25 protein-coding genes are annotated in these 25,194 nt (G+C 72.3%); 2 read left to right on the plus strand and 23 right to left on the minus strand.

All coding sequences use genetic code 11. The features are described 5' to 3' along the window. Window positions 1–28 precede the first annotated feature (28 nt). From QSK39_RS40285 to pyrR, 13 genes are all read right to left on the minus strand, one after another. A complete protein-coding gene (locus QSK39_RS40285) occupies window positions 29–2,125 on the minus strand; it encodes a primosomal protein N' (protein WP_285483088.1) in 2,097 nt (698 codons plus the stop codon). Window positions 2,126–2,262: 137 nt separating this feature from the next. Beyond that, the gene (metK, locus tag QSK39_RS40290) at window positions 2,263–3,465 is read right to left on the minus strand and encodes a methionine adenosyltransferase (protein WP_285483621.1); all 1,203 of its coding nucleotides are present in this window, start codon (window positions 3,463–3,465) and stop codon (window positions 2,263–2,265) included. Between the two features lie 93 nt (window positions 3,466–3,558). Beyond that, window positions 3,559–4,779, minus strand: a complete 1,221-nt coding sequence (coaBC, locus tag QSK39_RS40295; protein WP_285483089.1) for a bifunctional phosphopantothenoylcysteine decarboxylase/phosphopantothenate--cysteine ligase CoaBC — start codon at window positions 4,777–4,779, stop codon at window positions 3,559–3,561. Continuing rightward, window positions 4,772–5,041, minus strand: a complete 270-nt coding sequence (gene rpoZ / locus QSK39_RS40300) for a DNA-directed RNA polymerase subunit omega (RefSeq protein WP_005152353.1) — start codon at window positions 5,039–5,041, stop codon at window positions 4,772–4,774. The genes coaBC and rpoZ overlap by 8 nt, the downstream gene beginning before the upstream one ends. Next, entirely contained in the window at window positions 5,038–5,706 is a 669-nt protein-coding gene (gene gmk, locus QSK39_RS40305) for a guanylate kinase (RefSeq protein WP_285483090.1), read from the minus strand. Before gmk ends, rpoZ begins: the two co-directional genes overlap by 4 nt. After that, a complete protein-coding gene (gene mihF / locus QSK39_RS40310) occupies window positions 5,703–6,020 on the minus strand; it encodes an integration host factor, actinobacterial type (protein WP_003096398.1) in 318 nt (105 codons plus the stop codon). Before mihF ends, gmk begins: the two co-directional genes overlap by 4 nt. Before the next feature lie 107 nt (window positions 6,021–6,127). Beyond that, window positions 6,128–6,976 carry an orotidine-5'-phosphate decarboxylase gene (gene pyrF / locus QSK39_RS40315; protein ID WP_285483091.1) on the minus strand — a complete coding sequence of 283 codons (849 nt, stop codon included), beginning with the start codon at window positions 6,974–6,976 and terminating at the stop codon, window positions 6,128–6,130. Next, a complete protein-coding gene (gene carB, locus QSK39_RS40320) occupies window positions 6,973–10,287 on the minus strand; it encodes a carbamoyl-phosphate synthase large subunit (RefSeq protein ID WP_285483092.1) in 3,315 nt (1,104 codons plus the stop codon). The genes pyrF and carB overlap by 4 nt, the downstream gene beginning before the upstream one ends. Then, window positions 10,287–11,408 carry a glutamine-hydrolyzing carbamoyl-phosphate synthase small subunit gene (carA, locus tag QSK39_RS40325; protein ID WP_285483093.1) on the minus strand — a complete coding sequence of 374 codons (1,122 nt, stop codon included), beginning with the start codon at window positions 11,406–11,408 and terminating at the stop codon, window positions 10,287–10,289. The genes carB and carA overlap by 1 nt, the downstream gene beginning before the upstream one ends. Continuing rightward, a complete protein-coding gene (locus QSK39_RS40330; protein ID WP_285483094.1) occupies window positions 11,405–11,899 on the minus strand; it encodes a PH-like domain-containing protein in 495 nt (164 codons plus the stop codon). The genes carA and QSK39_RS40330 overlap by 4 nt, the downstream gene beginning before the upstream one ends. Next, window positions 11,899–13,185, minus strand: a complete 1,287-nt coding sequence (locus tag QSK39_RS40335) for a dihydroorotase (RefSeq protein ID WP_285483095.1) — start codon at window positions 13,183–13,185, stop codon at window positions 11,899–11,901. Before QSK39_RS40335 ends, QSK39_RS40330 begins: the two co-directional genes overlap by 1 nt. Further along, entirely contained in the window at window positions 13,182–14,114 is a 933-nt protein-coding gene (locus tag QSK39_RS40340) for an aspartate carbamoyltransferase catalytic subunit (protein WP_285483096.1), read from the minus strand. The genes QSK39_RS40335 and QSK39_RS40340 overlap by 4 nt, the downstream gene beginning before the upstream one ends. Continuing rightward, a complete protein-coding gene (gene pyrR, locus QSK39_RS40345) occupies window positions 14,111–14,725 on the minus strand; it encodes a bifunctional pyr operon transcriptional regulator/uracil phosphoribosyltransferase PyrR (protein WP_285483097.1) in 615 nt (204 codons plus the stop codon). The genes QSK39_RS40340 and pyrR overlap by 4 nt, the downstream gene beginning before the upstream one ends. Window positions 14,726–14,973: 248 nt before the next feature. On the opposite strand from pyrR, the gene bldD reads away from it, so the two are divergent. Continuing rightward, window positions 14,974–15,462: a transcriptional regulator BldD gene (gene bldD / locus QSK39_RS40350; protein WP_020422358.1), complete on the plus strand. Its 489-nt coding sequence runs from the start codon at window positions 14,974–14,976 to the stop codon at window positions 15,460–15,462. A gap of 85 nt (window positions 15,463–15,547) precedes the next feature. On the opposite strand, the gene nusB is transcribed toward bldD, so the two are convergent. The 3 genes from nusB to QSK39_RS40365 are packed head-to-tail and all read right to left on the minus strand — an operon-like array spanning window position 15,548 to window position 17,695. Then, window positions 15,548–16,003: a transcription antitermination factor NusB gene (gene nusB, locus QSK39_RS40355; protein ID WP_285483098.1), complete on the minus strand. Its 456-nt coding sequence runs from the start codon at window positions 16,001–16,003 to the stop codon at window positions 15,548–15,550. Continuing rightward, window positions 16,003–16,566, minus strand: coding sequence for an elongation factor P (efp, locus tag QSK39_RS40360; RefSeq protein WP_285483099.1), 564 nt, complete (start codon window positions 16,564–16,566; stop codon window positions 16,003–16,005). Before efp ends, nusB begins: the two co-directional genes overlap by 1 nt. A 40-nt stretch (window positions 16,567–16,606) precedes the next feature. Beyond that, a complete protein-coding gene (locus QSK39_RS40365) occupies window positions 16,607–17,695 on the minus strand; it encodes a M24 family metallopeptidase (RefSeq protein WP_285483100.1) in 1,089 nt (362 codons plus the stop codon). A 62-nt stretch (window positions 17,696–17,757) separates the two neighbouring features. Here QSK39_RS40365 and QSK39_RS40370 point away from each other — a divergent pair, with 62 nt between their 5' ends. Further along, window positions 17,758–18,300 carry a B-4DMT family transporter gene (locus QSK39_RS40370; protein ID WP_285483101.1) on the plus strand — a complete coding sequence of 181 codons (543 nt, stop codon included), beginning with the start codon at window positions 17,758–17,760 and terminating at the stop codon, window positions 18,298–18,300. Window positions 18,301–18,309: 9 nt separating this feature from the next. Here QSK39_RS40370 and QSK39_RS40375 read toward each other — a convergent pair whose 3' ends face one another. From QSK39_RS40375 to QSK39_RS40405, 7 genes are all read right to left on the minus strand, one after another. Continuing rightward, window positions 18,310–19,791 carry a glycoside hydrolase family protein gene (locus tag QSK39_RS40375; protein WP_285483622.1) on the minus strand — a complete coding sequence of 494 codons (1,482 nt, stop codon included), beginning with the start codon at window positions 19,789–19,791 and terminating at the stop codon, window positions 18,310–18,312. Between the two features lie 549 nt (window positions 19,792–20,340). Further along, on the minus strand, window positions 20,341–21,255 hold the full coding sequence (locus QSK39_RS40380) for a GNAT family N-acetyltransferase (RefSeq protein ID WP_285483102.1): 915 nt from the start codon (window positions 21,253–21,255) through the stop codon (window positions 20,341–20,343). Further along, a complete protein-coding gene (gene aroQ, locus QSK39_RS40385) occupies window positions 21,252–21,683 on the minus strand; it encodes a type II 3-dehydroquinate dehydratase (RefSeq protein WP_086671145.1) in 432 nt (143 codons plus the stop codon). Before aroQ ends, QSK39_RS40380 begins: the two co-directional genes overlap by 4 nt. Next, a complete protein-coding gene (aroB, locus tag QSK39_RS40390; protein WP_285483103.1) occupies window positions 21,680–22,789 on the minus strand; it encodes a 3-dehydroquinate synthase in 1,110 nt (369 codons plus the stop codon). The genes aroQ and aroB overlap by 4 nt, the downstream gene beginning before the upstream one ends. Before the next feature lie 8 nt (window positions 22,790–22,797). Beyond that, complete coding sequence (locus tag QSK39_RS40395; RefSeq protein WP_285483104.1) at window positions 22,798–23,319, minus strand: shikimate kinase; 522 nt, start codon at window positions 23,317–23,319, stop codon at window positions 22,798–22,800. After that, window positions 23,316–24,503 (minus strand): chorismate synthase, encoded by a 1,188-nt coding sequence (gene aroC / locus QSK39_RS40400; RefSeq protein WP_285483105.1) that lies wholly within the window; start codon window positions 24,501–24,503, stop codon window positions 23,316–23,318. Before aroC ends, QSK39_RS40395 begins: the two co-directional genes overlap by 4 nt. A gap of 48 nt (window positions 24,504–24,551) precedes the next feature. Further along, the gene (locus tag QSK39_RS40405) at window positions 24,552–25,172 is read right to left on the minus strand and encodes a prepilin peptidase (RefSeq protein WP_285483106.1); all 621 of its coding nucleotides are present in this window, start codon (window positions 25,170–25,172) and stop codon (window positions 24,552–24,554) included. Window positions 25,173–25,194: the final 22 nt, after the last annotated feature.

The raw sequence follows: 25,194 nt of genomic DNA on the forward strand, positions 1-25,194 counted from the left end.
TACGCCCCGGATTCCGGGGCGTACGCGGCTAAATGAGGTCCAGCGGGTCCAGCTGAATGCGGATCGGTTCCGTCGCCTTCTTCGCATCCCGCCGGGCCGCCGCCGCGTGGATGGCCGACGACAACGCCTTGCCCTCCGCTCGGGACACCCGGACCAAAGCCCGCTCGCGGGCAGCGTTTCCCTCTTCGTCGATCTCGCCCAACGGCACCGGCCCCAGCACCTCACCCGACGGAGGCAACGGCAAGTCCGCGAGGAACCCCGCCACCGCGTCCGGGCTTCCCTCCACACTCGCCATCCGCATCGCCGGTGGGAAGCCCAGCTCGCGCCTCTCCGCCAGCTCCTGCCCCGCGTGCCACGCCGGGTCCCAGCGGACCAGGGCCTGGACCACCGCCATGCCCGCCTCCGCCCCGACGATGACCCGCCCGCCCGATGTCGAAGGGCGCACCAGTGCCGCCGCCGCCATCCAGCGGCGCAGGGTCTCCTCGCCCGCCCTCAGGTCCTGGCGGCCCAGCAACGCCCAGCCGTCCAGCAGCAGGGCCGCGCCGTAGCCGCCCTCGGCCACCGGCTCCGCTCCCGGCGTGCACACCACCAGCGCCGGCTTGCCCGGGACCGAGGCCAGGACCTCCGCCGCCCCCGACGTGCGGACCGGGATGCCCGGGAACGCGCGGCCCAGCTCCTCCGCCGTCCGCTTCGCGCCGACGATCACCGCGCGCAGGCGGACCGAGCCGCACGCCGTGCAGCGGAACGCCGTCTCCGGGACGCCGCACCAGCGGCACGCCGGAGGCTTCGGCTGCCCATCCACCGACCCACCCGGCAACGCCAGCGGGCCCGCGCACCGGCGGCAGTGGGCAGGCGTCCGGCAGTTTCCGCAGGCCAGGCCCGGTACGTACCCGCGCCGGGGCACCTGCACCAGCGTCGGGTGCCCCGCCGCGAACGCCTGCCGCGCGGCTTCGAACGCCACCGCCGGCAGCCGGGCGACGCGGGCGGCCTCGTCGCGGGCGACGTCGAAGTCCTCGCCGACCGGCGTGACGCGCGGAGCCGCGGACCGCAGCACCGTGCGGTCGGCCAGGACCGGCGCCGCCCAGCCCGACTCGACCAGCAGCTGGGCCTCGGCCGTCCGGGCGAACCCGCCGACCAGCAGCGACGCCTTCGCCGCGTGCGCGCGGTCCATCAGCACGTCCCGGACGTGCGGGTACGGCGCGTGCTGGTCGAGGTGCAGGTCGTCGCCGTCGTCCCAGACGACGAACAGCCCGGGGTCGTGGACCGGCGCGAACATCGCCGCGCGCGTGCCGACCACCACCCGCACCCCGCCGCGCAGCACCGCCAGCCAGCGCCGGTACCGCTCGGCCGGCCCGAGGCCGGCGATCAGCGCCACCACGGCGTCCTCGCCCACCAGCTCGGCGCACGCCTCGTGCACCCGGTTCAGGTCGCGGTGGTCCGGCACCACCAGCACCGCGCCCCGCCCCGCGGCCGCCACGGCACCGGCGGCCTCGGCCAGCCGGCGTGGCCAGTCCTCGCCCGGCAGGGCCTGCCAGACGGCGTTCGCGGGCTTCCCCTCCCCCAGCGCCTCCAGGAACGCCGGGCCACGCTGGTAGCGCGCCCACGCCGTCGTGTCCGGCGGGGAAGGGACCGCCGCGGGCGGCAGGGGCGGCTCGCCTTCGACCTTCGCGTGGCGGGGCGGGATCGCCAGGCGCAGGACGTCCGACAGCGTGCCGCCGTAGCGGTCGGCGACGGCCCGGCACAGCGCGTGCAACGACGGCGGCAGCACCGGCTCGGCCGACGTCACGCGGTCGAGGAACGCCAGCTTGCTGCCGTAGTCACTGGTCTCGCCGCGTTCGATGAGGTAGCCGTCGACGAGCTGCCCGGCGAACCGGACGCGGACGCGGCACCCCGGCACGGCCGTCTCGTGCAGCTTCTCCGGCACGAGGTAGTCGAAGGTGCGGTCCAGGTGCGCCAGCGGGATGTCGACGACGATCCGCGCGACCGGCCGCTCGGGCGCGGGCGACTGGGCCCCCTTGGCCTTCGCCCCCGGCTTCGCCGGCTTCCGGGCACGCGAGGGCGCCGCCTTCGGCGAAGGCGGCTTCTCCGGGAGATCCCAGAGAGCGGCGGGCTCGGAGCTACTCACGCCACGATCTCTACCAGACCCCTCCGACAGCCCGGACGCCAGGAAGGCCACCGCGAGGAGCCGTTCACCGGATCAGGGACCGGACGCGCCGGAGGGCCGCCCCCGGCGCGGGGACGGCCCTCCGGTGTTCGCGTGCGTCAGGCGCCGGCCGCGGCCTTCAGGGCCTCGGCGCGGGACGTGCTCTCCCAGGGGAGGTCCAGCTCGGGCCGGCCGAAGTGGCCGTACGCCGCCGTCGGCGCGTAGATCGGGCGCAGCAGGTCGAGGTCGCGGATGATCGCCGCGGGCCGGAGGTCGAAGACCTCGGTGATGGCCTGCTGGATCTTCGACGGGTCGACCGTCTCGGTCCCGAACGTCTCCACGAACAGGCCGACCGGGGCCGCCTTGCCGATCGCGTACGCGACCTGCACCTCGGTCCGCTGGGCCAGGCCCGCGGCGACGACGTTCTTGGCCACCCAGCGCATCGCGTACGCGGCGGACCGGTCGACCTTGGACGGGTCCTTGCCGGAGAACGCGCCGCCACCGTGGCGGGCCATGCCGCCGTAGGTGTCGACGATGATCTTGCGGCCGGTCAGGCCGGCGTCGCCCATCGGGCCGCCGATGACGAAGCGGCCGGTCGGGTTGACCAGCAGCCGCGCGCTGGAGGTGTCGATGCCCAGCGCGTCGATCTCCGGGCCGACCACGTGCTCCTTGACGTCGACGCTGAGCATCCGCTCGAGGTCGATGCCGTCGGCGTGCTGCGAGGACACGACGACCGTGTCGAGGCGCACCGGCTGGTCACCGGCGTACTCGATGGTCACCTGGGTCTTGCCGTCCGGGCGCAGGTACGGCAGCACGCCGTCCTTGCGGACCGCGGTCAGCCGCTTCGAGAGCCGGTGCGCCAGCGCGATCGGCAGCGGCATCAGCTCGGGGGTGTCCGAGCAGGCGTAGCCGAACATCAGGCCCTGGTCGCCCGCGCCCTGACGGTTGATCTCGTCTTCGTCCGACTCGACCCGCGACTCGTACGCGGTGTCGACGCCCTGGGCGATGTCGGGCGACTGCGAGCCGATCGCGACGTTGACGCCGCACGAGTTGCCGTCGAAGCCCTTGGCGGAGGAGTCGTACCCGATCCGCAGGATGACGTCGCGGACGATCGTCGGGATGTCGGCGTACGCCTCCGTGGTCACCTCGCCGGCGACGTGCACCTGACCGGTGGTGATCAGGGTTTCGACCGCGACGCGGCTGCGCGGGTCCTTCGACAGCAGACCGTCGAGGATCGAGTCGCTGATGGCGTCGCAAATCTTGTCGGGGTGCCCTTCGGTCACCGACTCCGAGGTGAACAATCTGCTGCTAGACGCGGTCACCGTGGCCGTCACTTCCTCACCTTGTCGTCGGATGCCCCGTAACTTAGGCACCCCTTACCTGTGTCAGCGTACTGACTATCGCTCGGAGCACGGTCAACGCTTCACGAAGCTCACAACAGCGTCCCACAGAGTGGACGCCAGCTCGGCTTTCGCGCCGAGAGGTATGGGGATTTCCGTGCCGTCCGAGCCCAGCAGCCAGCCCGAATTGTCCTCCGTGCCGAACGCCTTGCCGTCGCCGACCGCGTTGACGACCAGCAGGTCGGCGCCCTTGCGCTTGAGCTTCACCCGGGCGTGGTCGAGGACGTCGCCGTGCTCGTCGCCGGTCTCCGCGGCGAATCCCACGACGACCTGACCCGGCCGCCGGTCGCGGACCAGCTCGGCCAGGATGTCGGCGTTGCGGTCGAGCGTGATGACGGGGTCCGGCTGGTCGTCGGACTTCTTGATCTTGTGCTCGGCCCGGTTCGCCGGCCGGAAGTCGGCGACGGCGGCGGCCATCACGACGACGTCCGCGGTCTCGGCCGCGGCGTGCACCGCCTGCCGCAGCTCCTCGGCCGTCGAGACGTGCTCCACGCGCGCGCCCGCCGGGTCCGGCAGGGCGACGGTGTGGGCGGTGACCAGGGTGACCTCGGCGCCGCGCTGGGCGGCGACGCGGGCCAGCGCGTAGCCCTGCTTGCCGGACGAGCGGTTGCCCAGGTAGCGGACCGGGTCGAGCGGCTCGCGGGTGCCGCCCGCCGACACGACGACGCGGACGCCTTCGAGGTCACGCGGGAGGGCGTCCGGGCGGGCCAGCAGCAGCCGGGCGAGGTCGACGATCTCGGCGGGGTTCGCCAGGCGGCCCTTGCCGGTGTCGGCGCCGGTCAGCCGGCCGGAGTCGGGCTCCATGACGTTCGCGCCGCGCGAACGCAGCAGGGCCACGTTGTCGCGGGTCGCGGGGTGCTCCCACATCTCCGTGTGCATCGCCGGGAAGAAGGCGACCGGGCACCGGGCGGTGAGCAGGGTGTTCGTCAGCAGGTCGTCCGCGATGCCGTGGGCGGCCTTCGCGAGGAGGTTCGCGGTGGCCGGGACGACCAGGACGAGGTCGGCTTCCTTGCCGACGCGGACGTGCTGCACCTCGGGCACCTCGGTGAACACGCCGGTGTGCACCGGGTGCCCCGAGAGAGCCTCGAAGGTGGCCGCGCCGACGAAGTTCAGCGCGGCTTCGGTGGGTACCACGCGGACGTCGTGACCGGACTCGGTCAGCCCCCGCAGGACCTCACAGGCCTTGTAAGCGGCGATGCCGCCGCCCACGCCCAGGACGACCTTGGGTTTACTCACCCTCGGTGTGCTCGAGCAGGCCACCGTGGATCTCGCGCAGCGCGATCGAGAGCGGCTTCTCGCGCGGGCCCGGCTCGACGAGCGGGCCGACGTACTCGAGCAGCCCCTCGCCCAGCTGGGCGTAGTAGTCGTTGATCTGGCGGGCACGCTTGGCCGAGTAGATCACCAGCGCGTACTTCGAGCTGACCTTCTCGAGCAGGTCGTCGATCGGCGGGTTGGTGATGCCCTCGAGCTCTTCGTGCAGCGTCGCCTGAGTCGTCACTCTTGGTGCTCCGAATCTGTGGGACTACCGGCGGCAAACTGCTCGCCGGTAATCAAGTTTAGCAAGTGCTCAGCGGCCTCCCGCACGTCGGCGTTGACGACGCGGTGGTCGAACTCGCCGGCGGCGGCCAGTTCACGCTCCGCTTCCGCCAGCCGGGCCTGCACGGCGGCCTCGTTCTCGGTGCCGCGCCCGGTGAGCCTGCCGACCAGTTCCTCCCAGGACGGCGGCATCAGCATCACCAGCCGGGCCTCCGGCATGGCCGCGCGGACCTGGCGGGCGCCCTGCAGCTCGATCTCCAGGATCGCCGGGCGCCCTTCGGCGAGGGCCTTCTCGACCGGCTCGCGCGGGGTGCCGTAGCAGTTGCCGGTGAACTCGGCCCACTCCAGGAGCCGGCCGTCGGCGACCATCGCGTCGAACTCGGCGCGGTCGACGAAGTGGTAGTGCGCGCCCTCGATCTCGCCGGGGCGGGGCTTGCGCGTGGTGACCGAGACGCTGAAGTAGATGTCGGGCTCCAGCTTCCGCAGCTCGCCCACCACGCTCGACTTCCCGACCCCCGAAGGCCCCGATACGACGGTGAGCCGGTGCCGGGGGATGTCCCCCGCCACCGGCTCACTGCCGCGGTCGGCGCCCGGGTTCACCGGGTAGTCACGACCGGCGCCGTTCACTCGCCGCTGAACTCGGCCAGCAGCGCCTTGCGCTGCCGGTCGCCGAGGCCGCGAAGGCGACGGCTGGGGGCGATCTCCAGTCGTTCCATGGTCTGCTGCGCGCGGACCTTGCCGACGCCCGGGAGGGCCTCGAGCAGAGCCGAAACCTTCATCTTGCCGAGGACTTCGTTCTCCTCGGCCTGCTTCAGCACGTCGACCAGAGTGGTACCGCCCCGCTTCAGCCGCTCCTTCAGCTCAGCACGGATGCGGCGAGCGGCGGCGGCCTTCTCCAGCGCCGCAGCGCGCTGTTCCTCTGTCAGCTGGGGAAGTGCCACGTTTTCCTCCGGTAGTTCTCAAATCTGGGTGGGTGACGCGACGGTACCCACCCGTGAGCACCGGCCACAATGCGGGGGTGCCTGGTGGGACCCGGTTCCGGGCCCTGCTATTGGTCGTTTTCCTGCGGGTCGGCCAGCACTTCGGCGACCCGTTCGACCGCTTGGCGCAAAGCCGCTTGCTCCGGACCGTGCTTCAGGATGTCGCGGGACGACGCGGGCAGCACGCCGGGCAGGGAAACACCGAAAAGTGCCCGCAAATCGGCCGCAGTGGCTCCTTGAGCCCCGAAACCGGGCGCCAGCACCGGTCCGTTCAGCCGGGAAAGATCCAGTTCCCCCGGCGGAACCGTGGCGCCGACGACCACACCCACATCGCCGAGCGGTCCGGCTCCGTCGTTGAACGCCGCCGCTTCGTCGACGATCGCCTGCGCCACGGTGCGCCCGTCGGGCAGCTTCGCGTTCTGCACCGCGGCCGCTTCGGGGTTGGAAGTCCGCGCAAGCACGAAGATGCCGTTCCCCGCGGCGACCGCCGTTTCGGCGCATTGGGCCAAAGAGCCGAACCCGAGGTACGGCGAAACGGTGATCGCGTCGGCCGCGATCGCCGCGCCGTCGGCCACGTACGCGGCCGTGTACGCCGCCATCGTGGAGCCGATGTCGCCGCGCTTGACGTCCAGCAGCACCAGTGCGCCGGCTTCGCGCGCGGTCGAGACGACCCGTTCCAGCACCCGGACACCGGCCGCGCCGAAACTTTCGAAGAACGCCGACTGCGGCTTCACGATCGCCGTGCGCGCCGCCAGGACCTCGGTGGCCGACAGCGCGAACCGCTCCAGGCCGGAAGCGTCCACCGGGAGCCCCCAGGCCTCGATCAGGCCCGGGTGCGGGTCGATCCCGGCGCACAACGGGCCCCGGTCCGCGACGGCCTTCGCCAGCCGCGCCCCGAACCGCTCGCGCGCGCTCACGACTTCGCCTTCAGCGCCGCCTGCAGCTCCTGCAGGGACTTGACCCCGATGTCGCCCCGGATGAGCGCCTCGATGCCGTGCACGGCCGCCGCCGCACCCTGCACCGTGGTGACGCAAGGGATGTCCCGGGACACCGCGGCGGTGCGGATTTCGTAGCCGTCGACGCGCGGACCGCTGTTCCCGTACGGGGTGTTGATCACCATGTCGACGTCGCCGCTGAGGATGACGTCCACGATGTTCGGCTCGGCGTCGGTCGACCCCTCGTAGTGCTTGCGCACCACGGTGCACGCGACCCCGTTGCGCCGCAGCACTTCCGCGGTGCCGGACGTGGCGAGGATCTCGAACCCGAGGTCCGCCAGGCGCTTCACCGGGAACACCAGCGAGCGCTTGTCGCGGTTGGCGACCGAGACGAAGACGCGCCCGGACGTCGGCAGCGAGCCGTAGGCCGCGCTCTGCGACTTGGCGAACGCCTTGCCGAAGTCGACGTCGACGCCCATCACTTCGCCGGTGGACTTCATCTCCGGGCCCAGCAGCGAGTCGACGCCGTGGCCTTCGGGGGTGCGGAAGCGGTGGAAGGGCAGCACCGCTTCCTTCACCGCGACCGGCGAGTCCGCCGGCAGCTGCCCGCCGTCGCCGTCGGCCGGGAGGACGCCACTCTCGCGCAGGTCCTTGATCGTCGAGCCGGTCATGATCAGCGCGGCGGCCTTGGCCAGCGGAACCGCGGTGGCCTTGGAGACGAACGGCACCGTCCGCGACGCGCGCGGGTTGGCCTCCAGGACGTACAGGACGTCGTCCTTGAGCGCGTACTGGACGTTCAGCAGCCCGCGCACGCCCACGCCCCGCGCGATGGCCTCGGTGGAGCGGCGGACGGCCTGCAGGTCGGTGTGCCCGAGCGTGATCGGCGGCAGCGCGCAGGAGGAGTCGCCGGAGTGGATCCCGGCCTCCTCGATGTGCTCCATCACACCGCCGAGGTAGAGCTCTTCGCCGTCGTAGAGCGCGTCGACGTCGATTTCGATGGCGTCGTCGAGGAAGCGGTCCACGAGCACCGGGTGCTCGGGGTTGATCTCGGTGGCGCGGCTGATGTAGCCGGCGAGGGTCTCCTCGTCGTAGACGATCTCCATGCCGCGCCCGCCGAGCACGTACGACGGCCGGACCAGCACCGGGTACCCGATCTCGTCGGCGATCCGCTTGGCGCCCTCGAACGACGTCGCCGTGCCGTAGCGCGGCGCGGGCAGCCCGGCCTCGGTGAGCACCTCGCCGAACGCGCCGCGGTCCTCGGCCAGGTGGATGGCCTCCGGCGGCGTCCCGACCACCGGGACGCCGGCGTCGGCGAGCCGCTTGGCCAGGCCCAGCGGGGTCTGGCCGCCGAGCTGGACGATGACGCCGGCGACCGTGCCGGACGCCTGCTCGGCGTGCACGACCTCGAGGACGTCCTCGAAGGACAGCGGCTCGAAGTACAGCCGGTCGGACGTGTCGTAGTCGGTGGACACGGTTTCCGGGTTGCAGTTGACCATGACGGCCTCGAACCCGGCCTCCCGCAACGCGATCGCCGCGTGCACGCAGGAGTAGTCGAACTCGATGCCCTGGCCGATCCGGTTCGGGCCCGAGCCGAGGATGAGCACCTTCGGCTTTTCCGTCTGCGCGGCCACTTCGGACTGCGCTTCGGGGTCGGACTCGTAGGCCGAGTAGTGGTACGGCGTGTTCGCGGCGAACTCGGCCGCGCAGGTGTCCACGGTCTTGAACACCGGCCGCACGCCGAGGCGGTGCCGCAGCGCGCGGACGCCGTCCTCGCCGGCCAGCTCCGGGCGCAGCGCGGCGATCTGGCGGTCCGACAGCCCCGTGCGCTTGGCGCGCCGCAGCAGGTCGCCGTCGAGCACCGGCGCGTCGCGGACTTCGGCGCCGACCTCGCCGATGAGGGCGATCTGGTCGATGAACCACGGGTCGATGCCCGAAGCTTCGTGCACCTGCTCGACGGTGCCGCCCAGGCGCAGCGCGCGTTCCACTTCGTAGAGCCGGCCCTCGTGCGGCACGCGCAGCGAGTCCAAAGTGGACTCCAGCGTGACACCCTCGGGGTCGGGCAGCGTCCAGAACCCGGTCGCCTTCGTCTCGATCGAGCGCATCACCTTGCCGAGCGCCTCGGGGAAGCTGCGGCCGAACGACATCGCCTCGCCGACGCTCTTCATCGTCGTGGTCAGCGTCGGGTCGGCACCCGGGAACTTCTCGAAGGCGAACCGCGGCATCTTCACGACGACGTAGTCCAGGGTGGGCTCGAACGCCGCGGGCGTCGCCTTCGTGATGTCGTTGGTGATCTCGTCGAGGGTGTAGCCGATGGCGAGCTTCGCGGCGATCTTGGCGATCGGGAAGCCGGTCGCCTTCGACGCCAGGGCACTGCTTCGCGAGACGCGCGGGTTCATCTCGATGACGACCATCCGGCCGTCGGCCGGGTTGATCGCGAACTGGATGTTGCAGCCGCCGGTGTCGACGCCGACCGCGCGCAGCACGGCGATGCCGACGTCGCGCATCACCTGGTACTCGCGGTCGGTGAGGGTCATGGTCGGCGCGACGGTGACGGAGTCGCCGGTGTGCACGCCCATCGCGTCGACGTTTTCGATCGAGCAGACGACCACGACGTTGTCGCTCTTGTCGCGCATCAGCTCGAGCTCGTACTCCTTCCAGCCGAGCACGCTCTCCTCGATGAGCACCTCGGTGACCGGGGACTCGGTGAGCCCGGTGGACGCGAGCCGCTCGAGGTCCTCGGGCGTGTGCGCCATGCCGGAGCCGAGCCCGCCCATGGTGAACGACGGCCGGATGACGACCGGCAGGCCCAGCTCCTGCACCGTGTCACGGACTTCGTCCATGGTGTGGCAGACGCGGCTTCGCGGGGTCTCGGCGCCGACCTCGGCGACGATGTTCTTGAACTTCTGCCGGTCCTCGCCGCGCTGGATGGCGTCGATGTCGGCGCCGATCAGCTCGACGCCGTACTTGTCGAGCACCCCGCGCTCGTGCAGGGCGACCGCGCAGTTGAGCGCCGTCTGCCCGCCGAGGGTGGCGAGGATCGCGTCGGGGCGTTCGGCCGCGATGACCTTCTCGACGAAGTCCGGCGTCACCGGCTCGATGTAGGTCGCGTCGGCGAACTCGGGGTCGGTCATGATGGTGGCCGGGTTCGAGTTCACCAGTGACACGCGCAGGCCTTCGCTGCGCAGCACCCGGCAGGCCTGGGTACCGGAGTAGTCGAACTCCGCGGCCTGCCCGATCACGATCGGCCCGGAGCCGATCACCAGCACGTGCTGGATGTCCGTCCTCTTCGGCATCAGGCCTTCTTCTCCATGAGCGAAACGAAATCGTCGAACAGGGGGGCCGCGTCGTGCGGGCCGGCCGCGGCTTCGGGGTGGTACTGCACCGAGAACGCCGGGACGTCGAAGGCCCGCAGGCCCTCGACCGCGCCGTCGTTGGCGCAGTAGTGGCTGACCTGAGCCGCGCCGAAGGGCGACTCGAAGCGCTGCCCTGGCTCGCCTTCGAGGGCGAAGCCGTGGTTCTGCGCGGTGATCGCCACCTGCTTGGTGGCGACGTCGATCACCGGGATGTTGATGCCGCGGTGGCCGTAGCGCATCTTGTACGTCCCGAGGCCGAGCGCGCGGCCGAGGACCTGGTTGCCGAAGCAGATGCCGAACAGCGGGATCTCGCGCCCGAGGACCTGCTTGGTCAGCTCGGTGGCGTGCACCGTGGTGGCCGGGTCGCCGGGGCCGTTGGACAGGAACACGCCGTCCGGCTCGATCGCCAGCAGCTCGTCCAAGGTCGACGTCGAGGGCAGGACGTGCACCTCGATGCCGCGCTGGATCATCTGGCGCGGGGTGTTGGACTTGATGCCCAGGTCCAGCGCGACGACACGGAAGCGCGTCTCCCCCTCGGGCGAGACGACGTACGGCTTCGGCGTGCTGACCTGGCCGGCCAGGTCGGCGCCCTCCATCTTCGGGCTCGCCAGCACCTCGGCGACCATCTCGTCGACGGTGCCCAGCGCGTCGCCGGAGAACACCCCGGCGCGCATCGCGCCGAGCTCGCGCAGGTGGCGGGTCAGCGAGCGGGTGTCGACCTCGGCGATGCCGACGATCCCCTGGTTCACCAGCTCGTCGTCCAGCGAGCGCTTCGAGCGCCAGTTGGACGGCGTGCGCGCGGGGTCGCGCACGACGTAGCCGTTGACCCAGATCTTCGAGGACTCGTCGTCCTCGTCGTTCCAGCCGGTGTTGCCGATCTGCGGCGCGGTCTGCACCACGATCTGCCCGTGGTAGGACGGGTCGGTCAGCGTCTCCTGGTAGCCGGTCATGCCGGTGCAGAACACCGCCTCGCCGAGGGTTCGCCCCCGCGCGCCGTAGGCCGCGCCGCGGAACACCCGGCCGTCTTCGAGTACCAGTGCGGCCTGAGCGCGCGCGTTCACTGGGCACCTCCCTTGATCTTGAGCTGTTCGATCCACTGTGGATAGTCGTCGAGTTCGTCGCCGCGGAAGCCGGTGTCGAGCTCGGTTTCCCCGGCTCGCCAGGTGAGCACCAGCAGCGCGTCGGTGCCCATCACCTTCCCGGCGATCTTCGTGTCGCGCCGGACGCCGGTGACGGCGTCGCGCGGGATCCAGAAGTCGGGCGCTCCCCCGCGTTCGACCGCGACACCGCCGTCGTGCAGCCGCAGGACCGCGCCGGTGCGCAGGCCCGCGCCGCGGGTGACGACCCGGTTCTGCCACTCCCCCGCGAACGTCGTGGCGACGTAGACGCCGGTGGACTCCAGCAGGACGTCGCCCGGCTCCGCCGGGATGGCGGGGAACGGGGGCACCTGCACGCTCTGCGAGCGCGCCTTGCGCCGCCAGCCGACGTACATGCCCCAGAGGCAGAGCAGGAAGAAGGCGACGATCGCCAGCACCAGCCAGAAGCGCTCCATCAGCAGACCTTCCCGTCCCGCGCGGTGAGCCGCCCGCGCAGCAGCGTCGCGGTCACCACACCGGGGAGCCGCATTCCCTCGTACGGGGTGTTGGCGGCGATGCTGGCCAGCTCCGCGCCCCGGACCGTCCACTCGGCGTCCGGGTCGACGAGCGTCAGGTTCGCCGGCTCGCCGACCGCGATCGGCCGGCCCTGGTCGGCGAGGTTGCCGATCTCGGCCGGCCGTTCGCTCATGACGCGCGCGACGCCGCGCCAGTCGAGCAGCCCGGTGCGGACCATGGTCTCGGCCACGATGGACAGTGCCGTCTGCAGCCCGAGCATGCCCGGCCGGGCGGCGGCCCACTCGGTGTCCTTGTCCTGCACCGCGTGCGGCGCGTGGTCGGTGGCGACGCAGTCGATGACGCCCTCGGCGAGCGCCGCGCGCAGCTTTTCGGCGTCGGATTCCGTGCGCAGCGGCGGGTTCACCTTGTTGACCGGGTCGTAGGTGGCCAGGCGCTCGTCGGTGAGCAGCAAGTGGTGCGGGGTGACCTCGGCGGACACCTGGGTGCCGCGGTCCTTCGCCCAGCGCAGCACGTCGGCGGTGCCCGAAGTGGACACGTGGCAGACGTGCAGCCGCGCGTTCGCGTGCAGCGCCAGGAGACAGTCGCGGGCCACGATGGACTCTTCCGCGGCGGCCGGCCAGCCCGTGTAGCCGAGCCGGGCCGCGCGCTCGCCCTCGTGCGCCTGGGCGCCGACGGTCAGCCGCGGCTCCTCGGCGTGCTGCGCGATGACGACGTCGAGCGCGGTCGAGTACTCCAGCGCGCGGCGCATCAGCAGCGGGTCGGCGACGCAGAGGCCGTCGTCGGAGAAGACCTTGACCCGCGCCTGGGAGTTCGCCATGGTGCCCAGCTCGGCGAGCTTCTCGCCCTTGAGCCCGACGGTGACCGCGCCGACCGGGTGCACGTCGACCAGGCCGACCTCCTGCCCGCGCCGCCACACGTGCTCGACGATCACGGCGTTGTCCGCGACCGGGTCGGTGTTGGCCATGGCGAACACCGCGGTGTAGCCGCCGAGCGCCGCCGCGGCCGAGCCGCTGTCGATCGTCTCGGTGTCTTCGCGGCCGGGTTCGCGCAGGTGGGTGTGCAGGTCGACGAAGCCGGGCAGCAGCACCTGGCCGCCCGCTTCGACGATTTCGGCGTCCTTCGGGACGTCCACGGCGCCGATCGCGGTGATCACGCCGTCCTCGACGAGGACGTCTACGGGATCACCCTCGCCGTAGGGGCGGGCGCCCTTGATCACGGTGCTCACGCGGCGGCTCCTTCGCTGGCCAGGAGGTGGTAGAGGACCGCCATGCGGACGTGCACGCCGTTGCGGACCTGTTCGGTGATGGCCGAGGCCGGGGAGTCGGCGACCGCGCTCGCGATCTCCATCCCGCGCAACATCGGGCCGGGGTGCAGGACGACCGCGTGGTCCGGCAGCAGCTTCTGCCGCCGTTCCGAGAGGCCGTAGGCGATCGAGTACTCGCGGGCGCTCGGGAAAAACCCGCCGTGCATGCGTTCCGCTTGGACGCGCAGCATCATCACAGCGTCGACCGCGGGCAGCTCGGCGTCCAGGTCGTGCGAAACGGTCACCGGCAGGCTTTCGACGCCGTAGGGCAGCAGTGTCGGCGGCGCGACTAGCACCACTTCGGCACCGAGCGCGGCGAGCAGGTGGATGTTCGAGCGGGCGACCCGGCTGTGCAGGACGTCCCCGACGATCGCGATCCGGCGGTCCTTCAGCGAACCCAGGCGCTCGCGGAGGGTCGCCGCGTCGAGCAGCGCCTGCGTCGGGTGCTCGTGGGTGCCGTCGCCGGCGTTGACCACCGACGTGCCGGGCTCGGCGAGCCAGCCGGCGAGGCGCTGGGCGGCGCCGCTGGCGGGGTGCCGGACGATCACGCAGTCGGCGCCTGCGGCGGCCAGCGTCAAGGCGGTGTCGCGCAGGGACTCCCCTTTGTTCACCGAGGAGCTGGACGCGGAGACGTTGATCACGTCGGCGCTCATCCACTTCCCGGCGATCTCGAACGACACCCGCGTGCGCGTCGAGTTCTCGTAGAACAGGGTGATCACCGTGCGGCCGCGCAGCGTCGGCAGCTTCTTCACCTCGCGGCCGAGCAGCGTGTGCTTCAGCTCGTCGGCGGTGTCGAGCACCGCCGTGGCGACCGCGGGGTCCAGGCCGTCGGTGGCGAGCAGGTGCTTCAAGACTCTTCTCCGGGTGCGTCGAGGGGGCCGGTTTTCGAGGGACGCAGCAGCACCGCGTCCCGGCCGTCGATCTCGGCCAGCAGGACGGACACGCCCTCGGTGCGGGCGGTCGGCACGTTCTTGCCCACGTAGTCGGCGCGGATCGGCAGCTCACGGTGACCTCGGTCGACGAGGACGGCCAGCTGGACCGCGCGGGGGCGGCCATGATCACGCAGGGCATCGAGCGCGGCCCGGATCGTGCGGCCGGAGAAGAGGACGTCGTCGACCAGGATCACCACCCGGTCGTCGATGCCGTCCGGCGGGAGCTGCGTCTGTTCGAGTGCGCGCGGCGGGCGGCGGCGGAGGTCGTCCCGGTAGAGGGTGACGTCGAGGGCGCCGGTCGGCGGGCGGACTCCGGAGAACTCGCCGATCTTGCCGGCGAGGCGGGCCGCGAGCGGAGTGCCGCGGCTGGGGATCCCGAGCAACACGGGCGGGGTAGTGCTCTCCGCACCGTTCGCGGTCTTTTCGATGACCTGATGGGCCATTCGGGCGATCGTGCGCGCGACATCGCCGGCCGTCAGGAGCTCGCGCTCCCCGGCCGAACCAGCCGCGCCACGCGGACGTGACGACACTTCGGACTCCTTCCCCGCCTCACCGGACGGGTCCTTAAAGGACGTCTGTTCCCCTGCTGGTCGGGGCTTTCGCACCGACAGTAGCAGGCACTTTGCTCAGTCTTACGGGTGGTGTGGCGTGATTCGCGGCAAGCTCCTGCTTGACCTGGTGACAACAATGCGTAACCATTACTCTGAGTATTCGACTCGACGAGTCCCCTGGACCGGTCACCCCGACCGGGAGGGGGTGGAGAACGGAGAACGACCAGATGGGCGATTACGCCAAGGCGCTCGGGGCCAAGCTCCGCGGGATCCGCCAGCAGCAGGGCCTGTCCCTGCACGGGGTCGAGCAGAAGTCCGGTGGGCGCTGGAAGGCCGTCGTCGTCGGCTCGTACGAGCGTGGCGACCGTGCCGTCACCGTGCAGAAGCTGGCCGAGCTGGCCGACTTCTACGGTGTGCCGGTGGTCGAGCTGCTGCCCGAGGGCCGGGTACCCTCCGGCGCCGAGCCCGCCACCAAGATCGTGATCAACCTCGAGCGCCTGCAGCAGCTGCCGGCCGAAAAGGTGGGCCCGCTGGCCCGCTACGCGGCGACGATCCAGAGCCAGCGCGGCGACTACAACGGCAAGGTGCTCTCGATCCGCACCGAGGACCTGCGGTCGCTGGCGATCATCTACGACATGACCCCGGGCGAGCTCACCGAGCAGCTCATCGACTGGGGCGTGCTCCCGCCGGAAGCCCGGCCCGCCAAGGAGGACTGATCAGGGTTGTTGCGCCGACGCAGTGAGCGTCCCCCGGTGGGGGCACCGGAGACGCTCACTGACCTCGTCGGGGGGCTCGCGACAGCTACAGAACCGCGCGCAGGCGGTCGGCGATCGTGCCGATCCGGCCCAGCACGCCGTTGACGAACCGCGGCGAATCGTCCGTGGACAGTTCCTTCGCCAGGCCGACGGCCTCGTCGATCGCGACGGGGTCCGGCACGTCCTCGGCCCAGAGCAGCTCGTAGACCCCGACCCGCAGCACCGCGAGGTCGACCTTCGGCATCCGCTCCAGGGTCCAGCCCTGCGCGTGCTCGGCCAGCAGCTCGTCGATCTGCGTCTTCCGGCCGGTCACGCCCTCGACCAGGGTGATCGTGTAGTCCCCGACGGGGTCGACCTCGGTCGCGCCGACCCGGTCGGCCAGCAGCGTCACCGCGTCGGTGTCGCGCTGCGCGGCCTCGTACAGCATTTCCACCGCGCGACGGCGCGCCTGCCGCCGGCTGATCGCGCCGCCGCGGTTGGGGTGGGGCTTCGACGTCGGCATCAGTTGGAGACGCGGCCCAGGTAACGGCCGTCGCGGGTGTCGACCTTGATCTTCTCGCCGGTGGACAGGAACAGCGGGACCTGGATCTCCGCGCCGGTCTCCAGCGTCGCCGGCTTGGTGCCGCCGGTGGAGCGGTCGCCCTGCAGGCCCGGGTCGGTGTGCTGGATGACGATCTCGACCGAGGTCGGGAGCTCGACGTAGAGCGCCTCGTTCTCGTGCACCGCGACCTGGACCTCGGTGTTCTCGAGCATGTAGTTGGCGTTGTCGCCGACGACCGCGGCCAGCACCGTGATCTGGTCGTAGGTGTCGCCGTCCATGAACACGAAGTCCTGGCCGTCCTTGTACAGGTAGGTCATGTTCCGGCGGTCCACCGTGGCCGTCTCGACCTTCGTGCCCGCGTTGAACGTCTTGTCGACCACCTTGCCGGTGAGCACGTGCTTGAGGGTCGTGCGCACGAAGGCGCCGCCCTTGCCCGGCTTGACGTGCTGGAACGCGGTGACGGTCCACAGCTGGCCCTCGAGGTTGAGGACGAGCCCGTTCTTCAGGTCGTTGGTCGTGGCCACGAGCTTGCAGTCTCCTGTGTCTTCGGGTTCGGGGCCGTTGTCAGACGACCACGAGGTTCTTGGTGCTCAGGGTGAGGAGTTCGGGCTCCCCAGCCCGCACGACGAGCGTGTCCTCGATGCGCACGCCACCGCGCCCCGCGAGGTACACGCCGGGCTCGACGGTGACCGCCATACCGGCGGACAGTGTACCGACGCCCGTCGCGGCGAAGCTGGGCGCCTCGTGGATCTGCAGGCCGACGCCGTGGCCGAGACCGTGCGCGAAGTGCTCGCCGTGGCCCGCGTCCGCGATCACCTTCCGCGCCGCGGCGTCCACATCGGACACCTCGGTGCCGGGCGCGACGGCGGCGACCCCGGCCGCCTGGGCGGCGTGCACGAGGTCGTACACCTCCCGCTGCCAGTCCGCGGGTTCGCCGAGGACGAAGGTGCGGGTCATGTCGGAGTGGTAGCCGTCGACGGTCGCGCCGAAGTCCATCTTGACGAAGTCGCCACGCTTCAGCTGGGCGTGCGTCGGCTGGTGGTGCGGGATGGCCGAGTGCGCGCCGGCGGCGATGATGGAGGCGAAGCTGGGCTCGGCCGAGCCGTGCTCCAGCATCCGGTTCTCCAGGTCACGGGCGATTTCCAGCTCGGTCCGGCCGGGCCGCAGGCCACCGGCGGCGACGAGGTCGTCCAGCGCCCGGTCGGCGGCGGCGCACGCCTGGCGCAGCGCCTCGATCTCGGCTTCGTCCTTCACCAGGCGCAGCTTCTCGACGAGCCCCGGGGTCCGTTCGAGGGCCACGTCCTTCTTGAGGGACTCGTACTCTTCGACGCTGACGTGCTGGCTCTCGAAGCCGACCCGCCCGTAGGTTCCGGTGTCCTTCGCGGCTTTCGCGACGAGGGCGGCGGCGCTGGCCCGGTCGACGACCTTGTCCAGGTCGGGCACCTCGGCGGCCGACTGGGTCGTGTAGCGGCCGTCGGTGCAGAAGAGCGTCTTCGCGTCGCCCCCGGCGTGCAGCAGCACGGCGGCGTTCGACCCGGTGAACCCGGTGAGGTAGCGGATGTTGAGCAGATCGGTGACCAGCAGCGCGTCGAGGCCGGCTTCGGTCAGCAGCCCGCGCAGCGCCGCCCGGCGTCGTCCATGGGTTTCAGGCACCGCTCCAGCCTAGTCGGCGCACGCCAAGCGACTCGCCGGTAACCTGGCCTACACTGCGCAGGATGAGCGCTTGGGTGATCCGCGGACTCGGGATGGCGGTGCTCCACGGCGTCGCGCTGACGCTGCTGGCGAAGTACGCCGTGTACCACCCGACGGACCAGACCCTGGTGACCTCGGTGGCCCTGGCCGTTCTGGTCGGCGCGGCAGCCCTGTGGAGCGCGCTGGACGCGTGGCGCGACGTCCCCGACCGAGGCCGCGCGTGGTTCATCGCCGCGCTGGTGGCGGGGGTCGTGTCGGGGCTCCTGTACGTGATCGGGCGGGCGGTGTTCGTCGACCAGACGGGCGTGTCGGAGCTGGGCGGGGCGTTGACGGGCGGGGCGGCGTTCTCGGCGCTGCTGGTGCTGGTTCCGGCCGGGCTCGGGTTGTTCGTGGGCGGGCGGATCGGGCGGTCCAAGCCGTCGGACTCGGAGGATTCAGAGGATTCGGAAGCCGACGAGGAGCGGGCGCCTTCGCCGCGACCGCGCCGCCGGGTCCGGGCGGAAGAGGAAGTCCGGCCGCGACCGTCGCCGCGGATCCGGTCGCACAGCAGGGAACCCCGGGCCTAGCTTCCGGCGTCAGCCGACCAGCGAGGTGCCTTGCGGGAAGTGGTCCCACTGGGCGTCCGTCACCGGGTGTGCCGCCGAGCCGTTGTTCCCCACGATCCCGGCGTCCGGCACGCCCCACAGGCGGCGGTCGTCGAGGACCAGCGCGAGCCCGCGGCCCGGGGCCTGGACCGCGTCCGCGCCCGAGCGCAGCCGGGTCGTCACCGGCAGCGCGGCCACCTCCGGCGGTTCCTTCTCCAGCAGCTCGCCGGCCAGGGCGACGGCGACCCCGCGGCGGTCGACCCGCACCCGGTGCCCCGCGCGGACGAGGTCCATCGTCCGGTCCGGCGACGGCATCGTCACGCCGTCGAACGTCGCGGCCACCCGGCCCGGGCTCGCGCAGGCCTGGCTGCCGAGCAGGTCGAGCCCGAAGTGCCGCAGGGCGGTCGGCGCGGCGGCCCCGCCGATCGTGGTCGCGCGCACGACGTCGAGCGGCACCCGGTCGCACGGGGCGGCCGACGACAGCGGCGCGTGCCCGTCCGCGCGGCGCACCAGCCCCGGCCCCTCCTTCCACGGGCCGGGGACGACCACCGGCTGGAACGGGTTCTCGGTGAAGTCCGCGGTCCAGAACGTGAGCGTCGTCCCGGTGTCGGTCTCGTGCGCGATGACGAACGCGTCGAGCGCCCCGACCCACATCAGGTCGGCGCTGAACCCCTCGACCACCGACCGGCCGCGCGGCGCGGAGGTCGAGGTCACCGGCACGAACCCGCCGACGTCGAGGGCCTGCACCCCGGACCCGAACGCGGGATCGCGCGACCGGAGCACGAACTGCCCGGCGCCGTTCCACGCCGCGGCGCGGCCGGTGGTGTCGGTGAACATCAGGTAGAACCAGCCGTCGAGGTAGACGACCGAGGGCTGCCCGGCGCCGTAGACGTTGGCGCGGTGCACGTCGTGCGACGGCCCGAGGATCGGCTTCCCGCCCGCCGCGCGGGTCCAGTGCACGCCGTCCGGGCTGGTGGCGAGCCCGACTGCGTTGCCGAGCGCGTGGTCGCCCGCCGCCCCGGTGTAGTAGAGGTAGTAGGTCGAGCCGACGCGCAGCACCGACGGGTCGCAGGTGTGCATGCCGTCGAAGTTCCCGGGGGCGCCGGAGAAGACGGCGGCCGGGATGCCGCCACCGGGCCCGGCGAACGGACCGTCGATCGACTGGGCCTGGGCGTAGAGGATGTCGTCACCGGCGGGCCCGGCACCGCCGTACTGGCTGCACCACCACATCCGGGTCTGCCCGCGATCGAGCATGACGGAGGGCCCGTAGTTGTAGACGGCATCCGCCCCACCGGCGGCGATCACGCCACCACTCTCCCGGGGGTCACCCGAAGCGAGCTTGACATCGACCGGCCGCGGCGGGGAGCTGGACTTCCCACCGGCGATGGCGGGATTGTCCCCCGCGGCCTGAGGCTGGGCGTAACCCTCGGTGCACCCCGCGACGAGCAGCCCGGCCAGAGCACTGGCGAGCAGAACACGAGCGGGTCGCCGACCCCCACGACGAAACGGGCGCACGACATCGGAGTGTAGCGAGACCCACCTCGTCCGAGTGGCGGCACACCTGGTCGACGGTCGTCTGATCGTGGGTGAAGATCGCGGTCCGGCAAGGGGTTTCGGAGTGTGGGCCGGTCAGACCGGGTGGCACGACGCTCGACGGCGGCCGGGTCGACAGCCGCCGGGACGCCACGCCCCCGACTTTGCCGAGGGCCACCCCGGCGCGGCGGGTCCAGCCACGCCGCATCCCAGTTGGGCCGCGGCGTCGGCGCGCGGCAGCCCCGACTTGCCGAGGCCAGCCCCGCGGGGCTGGCCTCGGTCGCGAAGCCCGGGCCAGTCTCGAGCAGCGGGCCATCGAGCGCGAAACTCAAGTCAGCCCCCGTCGGTGGGCCTGCGCGCGAGAAACTCGAGTCAGGCCAGCCTGCGGAACGTCGAGCGCGAAGCTCAAGTCAGCTCCCGACCCGCGAACCGCGAGCGCGAACCACGGGACAGTCCCCGACCGACAGGCTGTCGGTCGCGAGGCTTGGGTCAGTTCCCGGCCGGCGGGCCTTCGAGGGCCACCAGCTCGACCTCGAAGCCGGCCTCGTTCTCCAGGTAGGCCGCGTAATGCGCTTCCCCGCCCGCGTACGGATACCGGTCGGCGAACAACGCTCGCCAGCCGTGGTCGGTGGCGCGCTCGGCCAGGTCGTCGACCTGCGCCCGCGTCCCCACGTGCAGTGCCAGGTGGTTCAAGCCCGGCCGGGTGCGCTCGTGCTCCGGGGCGCTCATCGCCGGTGATGCCTCCACCACCACGTACGTCCCGCCGCGGCGCCAGCTGATGCCCGCGGGCCAGCGCTGGAACTCGCGCCACCCCAGCTCGCCCAGCAGCCAGCCCCAGCTCCGCTCGGCCTCCGCCAGGTCCGGCACCCACAGCTCGATGTGGTGCGGCCGTCCGGCCACCGGCGCCAACGCGACCAGCACGCGGTGCAGGTCGCCGTAGTGGATGCCGCTGCCGACGTCCAGGAAACCCAGCCGGGCCGCCACCTTCCGGCTCGCCGCGTTGTTCTCGTGCACCAGCGCCCACACCGCCGGCAGCCCGAGCGCGTCGAGGCCGTGGTCCAGCACCGCCCGCGCGGCCTCGCTCGCCAGCCTCTGCCCCGCGTGCGCGCTCGCGACGTAATAACCCAGCTCCGCCACGCCGCCGGGCAGTTCCGATGACGGCCGCAGGTGCGCGACGCCGATCACCTCGCCGTCGCGCTCGATCACCCAGTGGCCCTGGCCCGCCGGGCCGCGGTAGGACAGCCGGCGGTCGACCATCGCGCTCGCCGCCGCCGGGTCGGAGAAGTCCGCGGCGAAGAACCGGCTCATCTCCGGGTCGGAGAACACCTTCACGACGGCTTCGCGGTCCGCCTCGACCAGCTGACGCAGCTTCAGCCGCGCCGTGGTCAGCGTCGGCAGCGTCATCCCGGGTGCGCGGCGAGCCACCGCAGGGCGAGCGGATAGCCGTCGACGCCGAGACCGGCGATCACCGCGGTCGCGATGTCCGACAGCACGCTGTGGTGCCGGAACGCCTCCCGCTTGTGCACGTTCGAGATGTGCAGCTCGATCAGCGGCGCGGACAGCTGCGCCGCGGCGTCGCGCACCGCGATCGAGTAGTGCGTCCACGCGCCCGCGTTGAGCACTACCGGGTTGCCGCCGTCGGCGGCTTCGTGCAGCCAGCCGACCAGCTCGCCCTCGTGGTCGGTCTGCCGGACCTCGACCTCGATCCCCAGCTCCTCGCCCGTCTTCACGCACAGCGCCGCGAGGTCGTCGTGGGTGGTCGAGCCGTAGACCGACGGCTCGCGCTTGCCCAGCCGCCCGAGGTTCGGGCCGTTGAACACGAACGCCTTCACAGCAGCACGCTCCCGCCACTCTTCGGAGTGTCGGCCGCGATCGCCGAGTAGGCGGCCGCCAGCAGCGACGGGTCCGGGCCCTCAAGCCGGCCCGGCTTCGCGAGGCCGTCGAGGACGACGAACCGCAGGACACCGGACCGGGTTTTCTTGTCGCCCTTCATGGTTTCCAGCAGCTGCGGCAGCGCGTCGGCGTCGTACGTCGTCGGCAGGCCGAGCAGCTTCAGCACGGCGGCGTGACGCTCGGCGGTCGCGTCGTCGAGGCGCCCGGCCAGCCGCGCCAGCTCGGCGGCGAACACCAGCCCGACGCTCACCGCGGCGCCGTGGCGCCACCGGTACCGTTCGCGGCGCTCGATGGCGTGACCGAGGGTGTGGCCGTAGTTGAGGATCTCCCGCAGGTCGGACTCGCGCAGGTCGGCGGCCACGACGTCGGCCTTCACCTGGATCGAGCGGCGGACCAGCTCGGCCAGCACGTCGCCGCTCGCGTCGAGCGCGCCGGCCGGGTCGGCCTCGATCAGCTCGAGGATCCGCGGGTCGGCGATGAAGCCCGTCTTCACGACCTCGGCCATCCCGGCGACGAGCTCGTTCGGCGGCAGCGTCTCCAGCGTCGCGAGGTCGACGAACACCGCGCTCGGCTCGTGGAACACGCCGACCAGGTTCTTGCCCGCCTCGGTGTTGATGCCGGTCTTGCCGCCGACCGCGGCGTCGACCATGCCGAGCAGCGTCGTCGGGACGTTGACCAGCCGGACTCCGCGCATCCACGTACCCGCGACGAACCCGGCGAGGTCGGTGACCGCGCCGCCGCCGAGACCGACGACGACCCCGCGGCGGTCCAGCCCGATCCGGCCGAGCACCTCCCAGCAGAAGCTCGCGACGGTGAGCGCCTTGCCGTCCTCGGCGTCGGGGATTTCGACGCGGTGCGCGTCGAGCCCGGCGGCGATCAGCTCCTCGCGGATCGCCTCGGCCGTGGTGGTCAGCGTGGGCGGGTGGATCAGCGCGATCTTCGAGGCGTCGGCCAGCTGCGCGGTGAGGTCGCCGAGCAGGCCGCGGCCGACCACGACGTCGTAGGGACGGGCGGTGGCGACGGGGATGCGCACCGGATCGGACACGGGGTGACTCACTCCTTGGCTTCGGCGGGGACGAGCCGCGCGGCGAGGTCCGCGACGATCTCGGTGGGCGTCCGGTCGTCGGTGACGACCTCGACCGTGGCGACCTCGCGGTAGACGGGCACCCGCTCGTCGAGCAGTTTCTTGAACGTGGCGCGGGGGTTCACCCCGGCCAGCAGCGGCCGCGCCGACGACAGGCCGGTGCGCTGCACCCCGGCGGCGAGGCCGACGTTGAGGAACACCACGGTGTGCTCGGCCAGCCGGGCCCGGGTGCCCGGGGTGAGCGGGGCTCCGCCGCCGAGGGACAGGACGCCGCTGTGCTCGGCCAGCCCGGTGGCGACCGCTTCTTCTTCCAGCGCGCGGAAAGCGGGTTCGCCGTCTTCCGCGAAGATGTCCGCGATGGTGCGCCCGGTGCGCGCGACGATGTCGGCGTCGCTGTCCCGGAATTCGACGCCGAGCGCGGCCGCCAGCAGCGGGCCGACCGTGCTCTTGCCCGAACCGGGCGGGCCGACGATCACCGCACGAGGGCTCACCAGCGCTCCTCGAGGGCTTTCAGGTACGCCTCGGCGTTGCGCTTGCTTTCCACCAGGGAGTCGCCGCCGAACTTCTCGAGCGCGGCGTCGGCGAGGACGAGTGCCACGACCGATTCGAGCACGACCCCGGCGCGCGGCACGGCGCAGACGTCGGACCGCTGGTGGATCGCGACGGCGGGCTCGCCGGTCTTGACGTCCACTGTGGACAGTGCTTTGGGGACGGTCGAGATCGGCTTCATGGCGACGCGCACGCGAAGCGGCTCGCCGTTGGTGATGCCGCCTTCGAGGCCGCCCGCGCGGTTGGACCGGCGGGTGACGCCGACCGGGCCGGTGCCGCGGTCGATCTCGTCGTGCGCCTGGCTGCCCCAGCGGCGGGCGGTGGTGAAGCCGTCGCCGACCTCGACGCCCTTCATGGCCTGGACGCCCATCAGCGCGCCGGCGAGGCGGGCGTCGAGCCGGCGGTCCCAGTGGACGTGGGAGCCGAGGCCCGGCGGGAGGCCGTAGGCGAGGACCTCGATGACGCCACCGACGGTGTCGCCCGCCTTCCGCACGGCGTCGACCTCGGCGACCATCGCGTCGGTGCCTTCCTGGCTGAAGGCGCGCACCGGGCTCTCGTCGATGGCGGCCAGGTCGGCGGCGACGGGCAGTGGGCCTTCGGGCGCGTCGGCCCCGCCGATCGAGACGACGTGGCTGAGGATCTCGACGCCGAGCAGCTGCTTGAGGAAGTTCCGCGCGACGGTGCCGAGCGCGGTCCGCGACGCCGTCTCCCGCGCGCTGGCGCGTTCGAGGACGGGGCGGGCCTCGTCGAAGCCGTACTTCTGCATGCCGGGCAGGTCGGCGTGGCCCGGGCGGGGCCGGGTGAGCGGTTCGTTGCGCGCGAGGCCTTCGAGGATCTGCGGGTCGACCGGGTCGGCCGCCATGACCTGCTCCCACTTGGGCCACTCGGCGTTCTCGATCTGGATCGCGACCGGGCCGCCCTGGGTGAGGCCGTGGCGCACGCCGCCGAGGAAGTCGATGTGGTCGGTCTCGAAGCCCATCCGCGGGCTGCGCCCGAAGCCGAGGCGACGCCGGGCGAGCTGCTCGGTGACGTCGGCGGTGGTGACGCCGACGCCGGCGGGCATGCCTTCGAGCACGGCGGCCAGCGCGGGTCCGTGCGATTCACCTGCGGTGATCCAGCGCAACATGGGCTCAATCCTGTCACGGGGGCCGGGCGGGCCCGAAGAGTGTTCCGGTCATGCCGCACCGGGGAAGAGGGCGCACAGCCAGGTGGCGGCGAGCAGGGCGGGACCGTGGGGCACGCGCCGGGCTCTCTGCACGAGCGCGACGGCCAGGCTCAGCAGCGCCGCCAGCACGGCCGCGACGGCGAGGGCGGGCCAGCCGGCCGCGCCGAGTACCGCGCCGAGGCTGCCGGCCAGCTTCACGTCACCGGCACCGAGGCTGTGGGGTGCGGCACTCCGGACCGCCGCGTGCGCGGCGCCGAAGAGGAGGGCACCGGCGGCCGCGCGCACGGCGACCGACGGCCCGCCACCACCGAGCGCGGCGGCCCCGATCGCGGCGCCGAAGAGCGGGTAGGCGGGCAGGGTGAGGACGTCCGGCAGCCGGAGGTGGCGCAGGTCGGCGAGGGCGAGCGGGGCCGCGACGACGGTGAGTGCGAGCGGGACGGGCAGCCACCAGGCGGGCCGGCTGCCGGCCAGCCAGCACGCGGTGACGAGGAGAACACCGACGGCAGCCAGCACGGCGGCGCGCCGGACCGGGATCGGAGCTTTGACGCGGTCGAGTGCCCACGCCGCGGGTGGCGCGGTGGCGGCTCCGGCGGCCGCCGCGGTGGCAAGGACGAAGATCGTCGGGGGCATGGGTCCAGGGTGCTGCGGGCGG

This window comes from Amycolatopsis sp. NBRC 101858, assembly GCF_030269325.1.
GTDB lineage: Bacteria > Actinomycetota > Actinomycetes > Mycobacteriales > Pseudonocardiaceae > Amycolatopsis > Amycolatopsis ponsaeliensis.

Bases quoted from the DNA above. Each gene is read 5' to 3' on its own strand.
- QSK39_RS40330 (WP_285483094.1), bottom strand. From the start codon at position 11,899: ATGGAGCGCTTCTGGCTGGTGCTGGCGATCGTCGCCTTCTTCCTGCTC.
- QSK39_RS40405 (WP_285483106.1), bottom strand. From the start codon at position 25,172: ATGCCCCCGACGATCTTCGTCCTTGCCACCGCGGCGGCCGCCGGAGCC.
- aroC (WP_285483105.1), bottom strand. From the start codon at position 24,503: ATGTTGCGCTGGATCACCGCAGGTGAATCGCACGGACCCGCGCTGGCC.
- nusB (WP_285483098.1), bottom strand. From the start codon at position 16,003: ATGCCGACGTCGAAGCCCCACCCCAACCGCGGCGGCGCGATCAGCCGG.
- QSK39_RS40380 (WP_285483102.1), bottom strand. From the start codon at position 21,255: ATGACGCTGCCGACGCTGACCACGGCGCGGCTGAAGCTGCGTCAGCTG.
- carB (WP_285483092.1), bottom strand. From the start codon at position 10,287: ATGCCGAAGAGGACGGACATCCAGCACGTGCTGGTGATCGGCTCCGGG.
- QSK39_RS40370 (WP_285483101.1), top strand. From the start codon at position 17,758: ATGAGCGCTTGGGTGATCCGCGGACTCGGGATGGCGGTGCTCCACGGC.
- bldD (WP_020422358.1), top strand. From the start codon at position 14,974: ATGGGCGATTACGCCAAGGCGCTCGGGGCCAAGCTCCGCGGGATCCGC.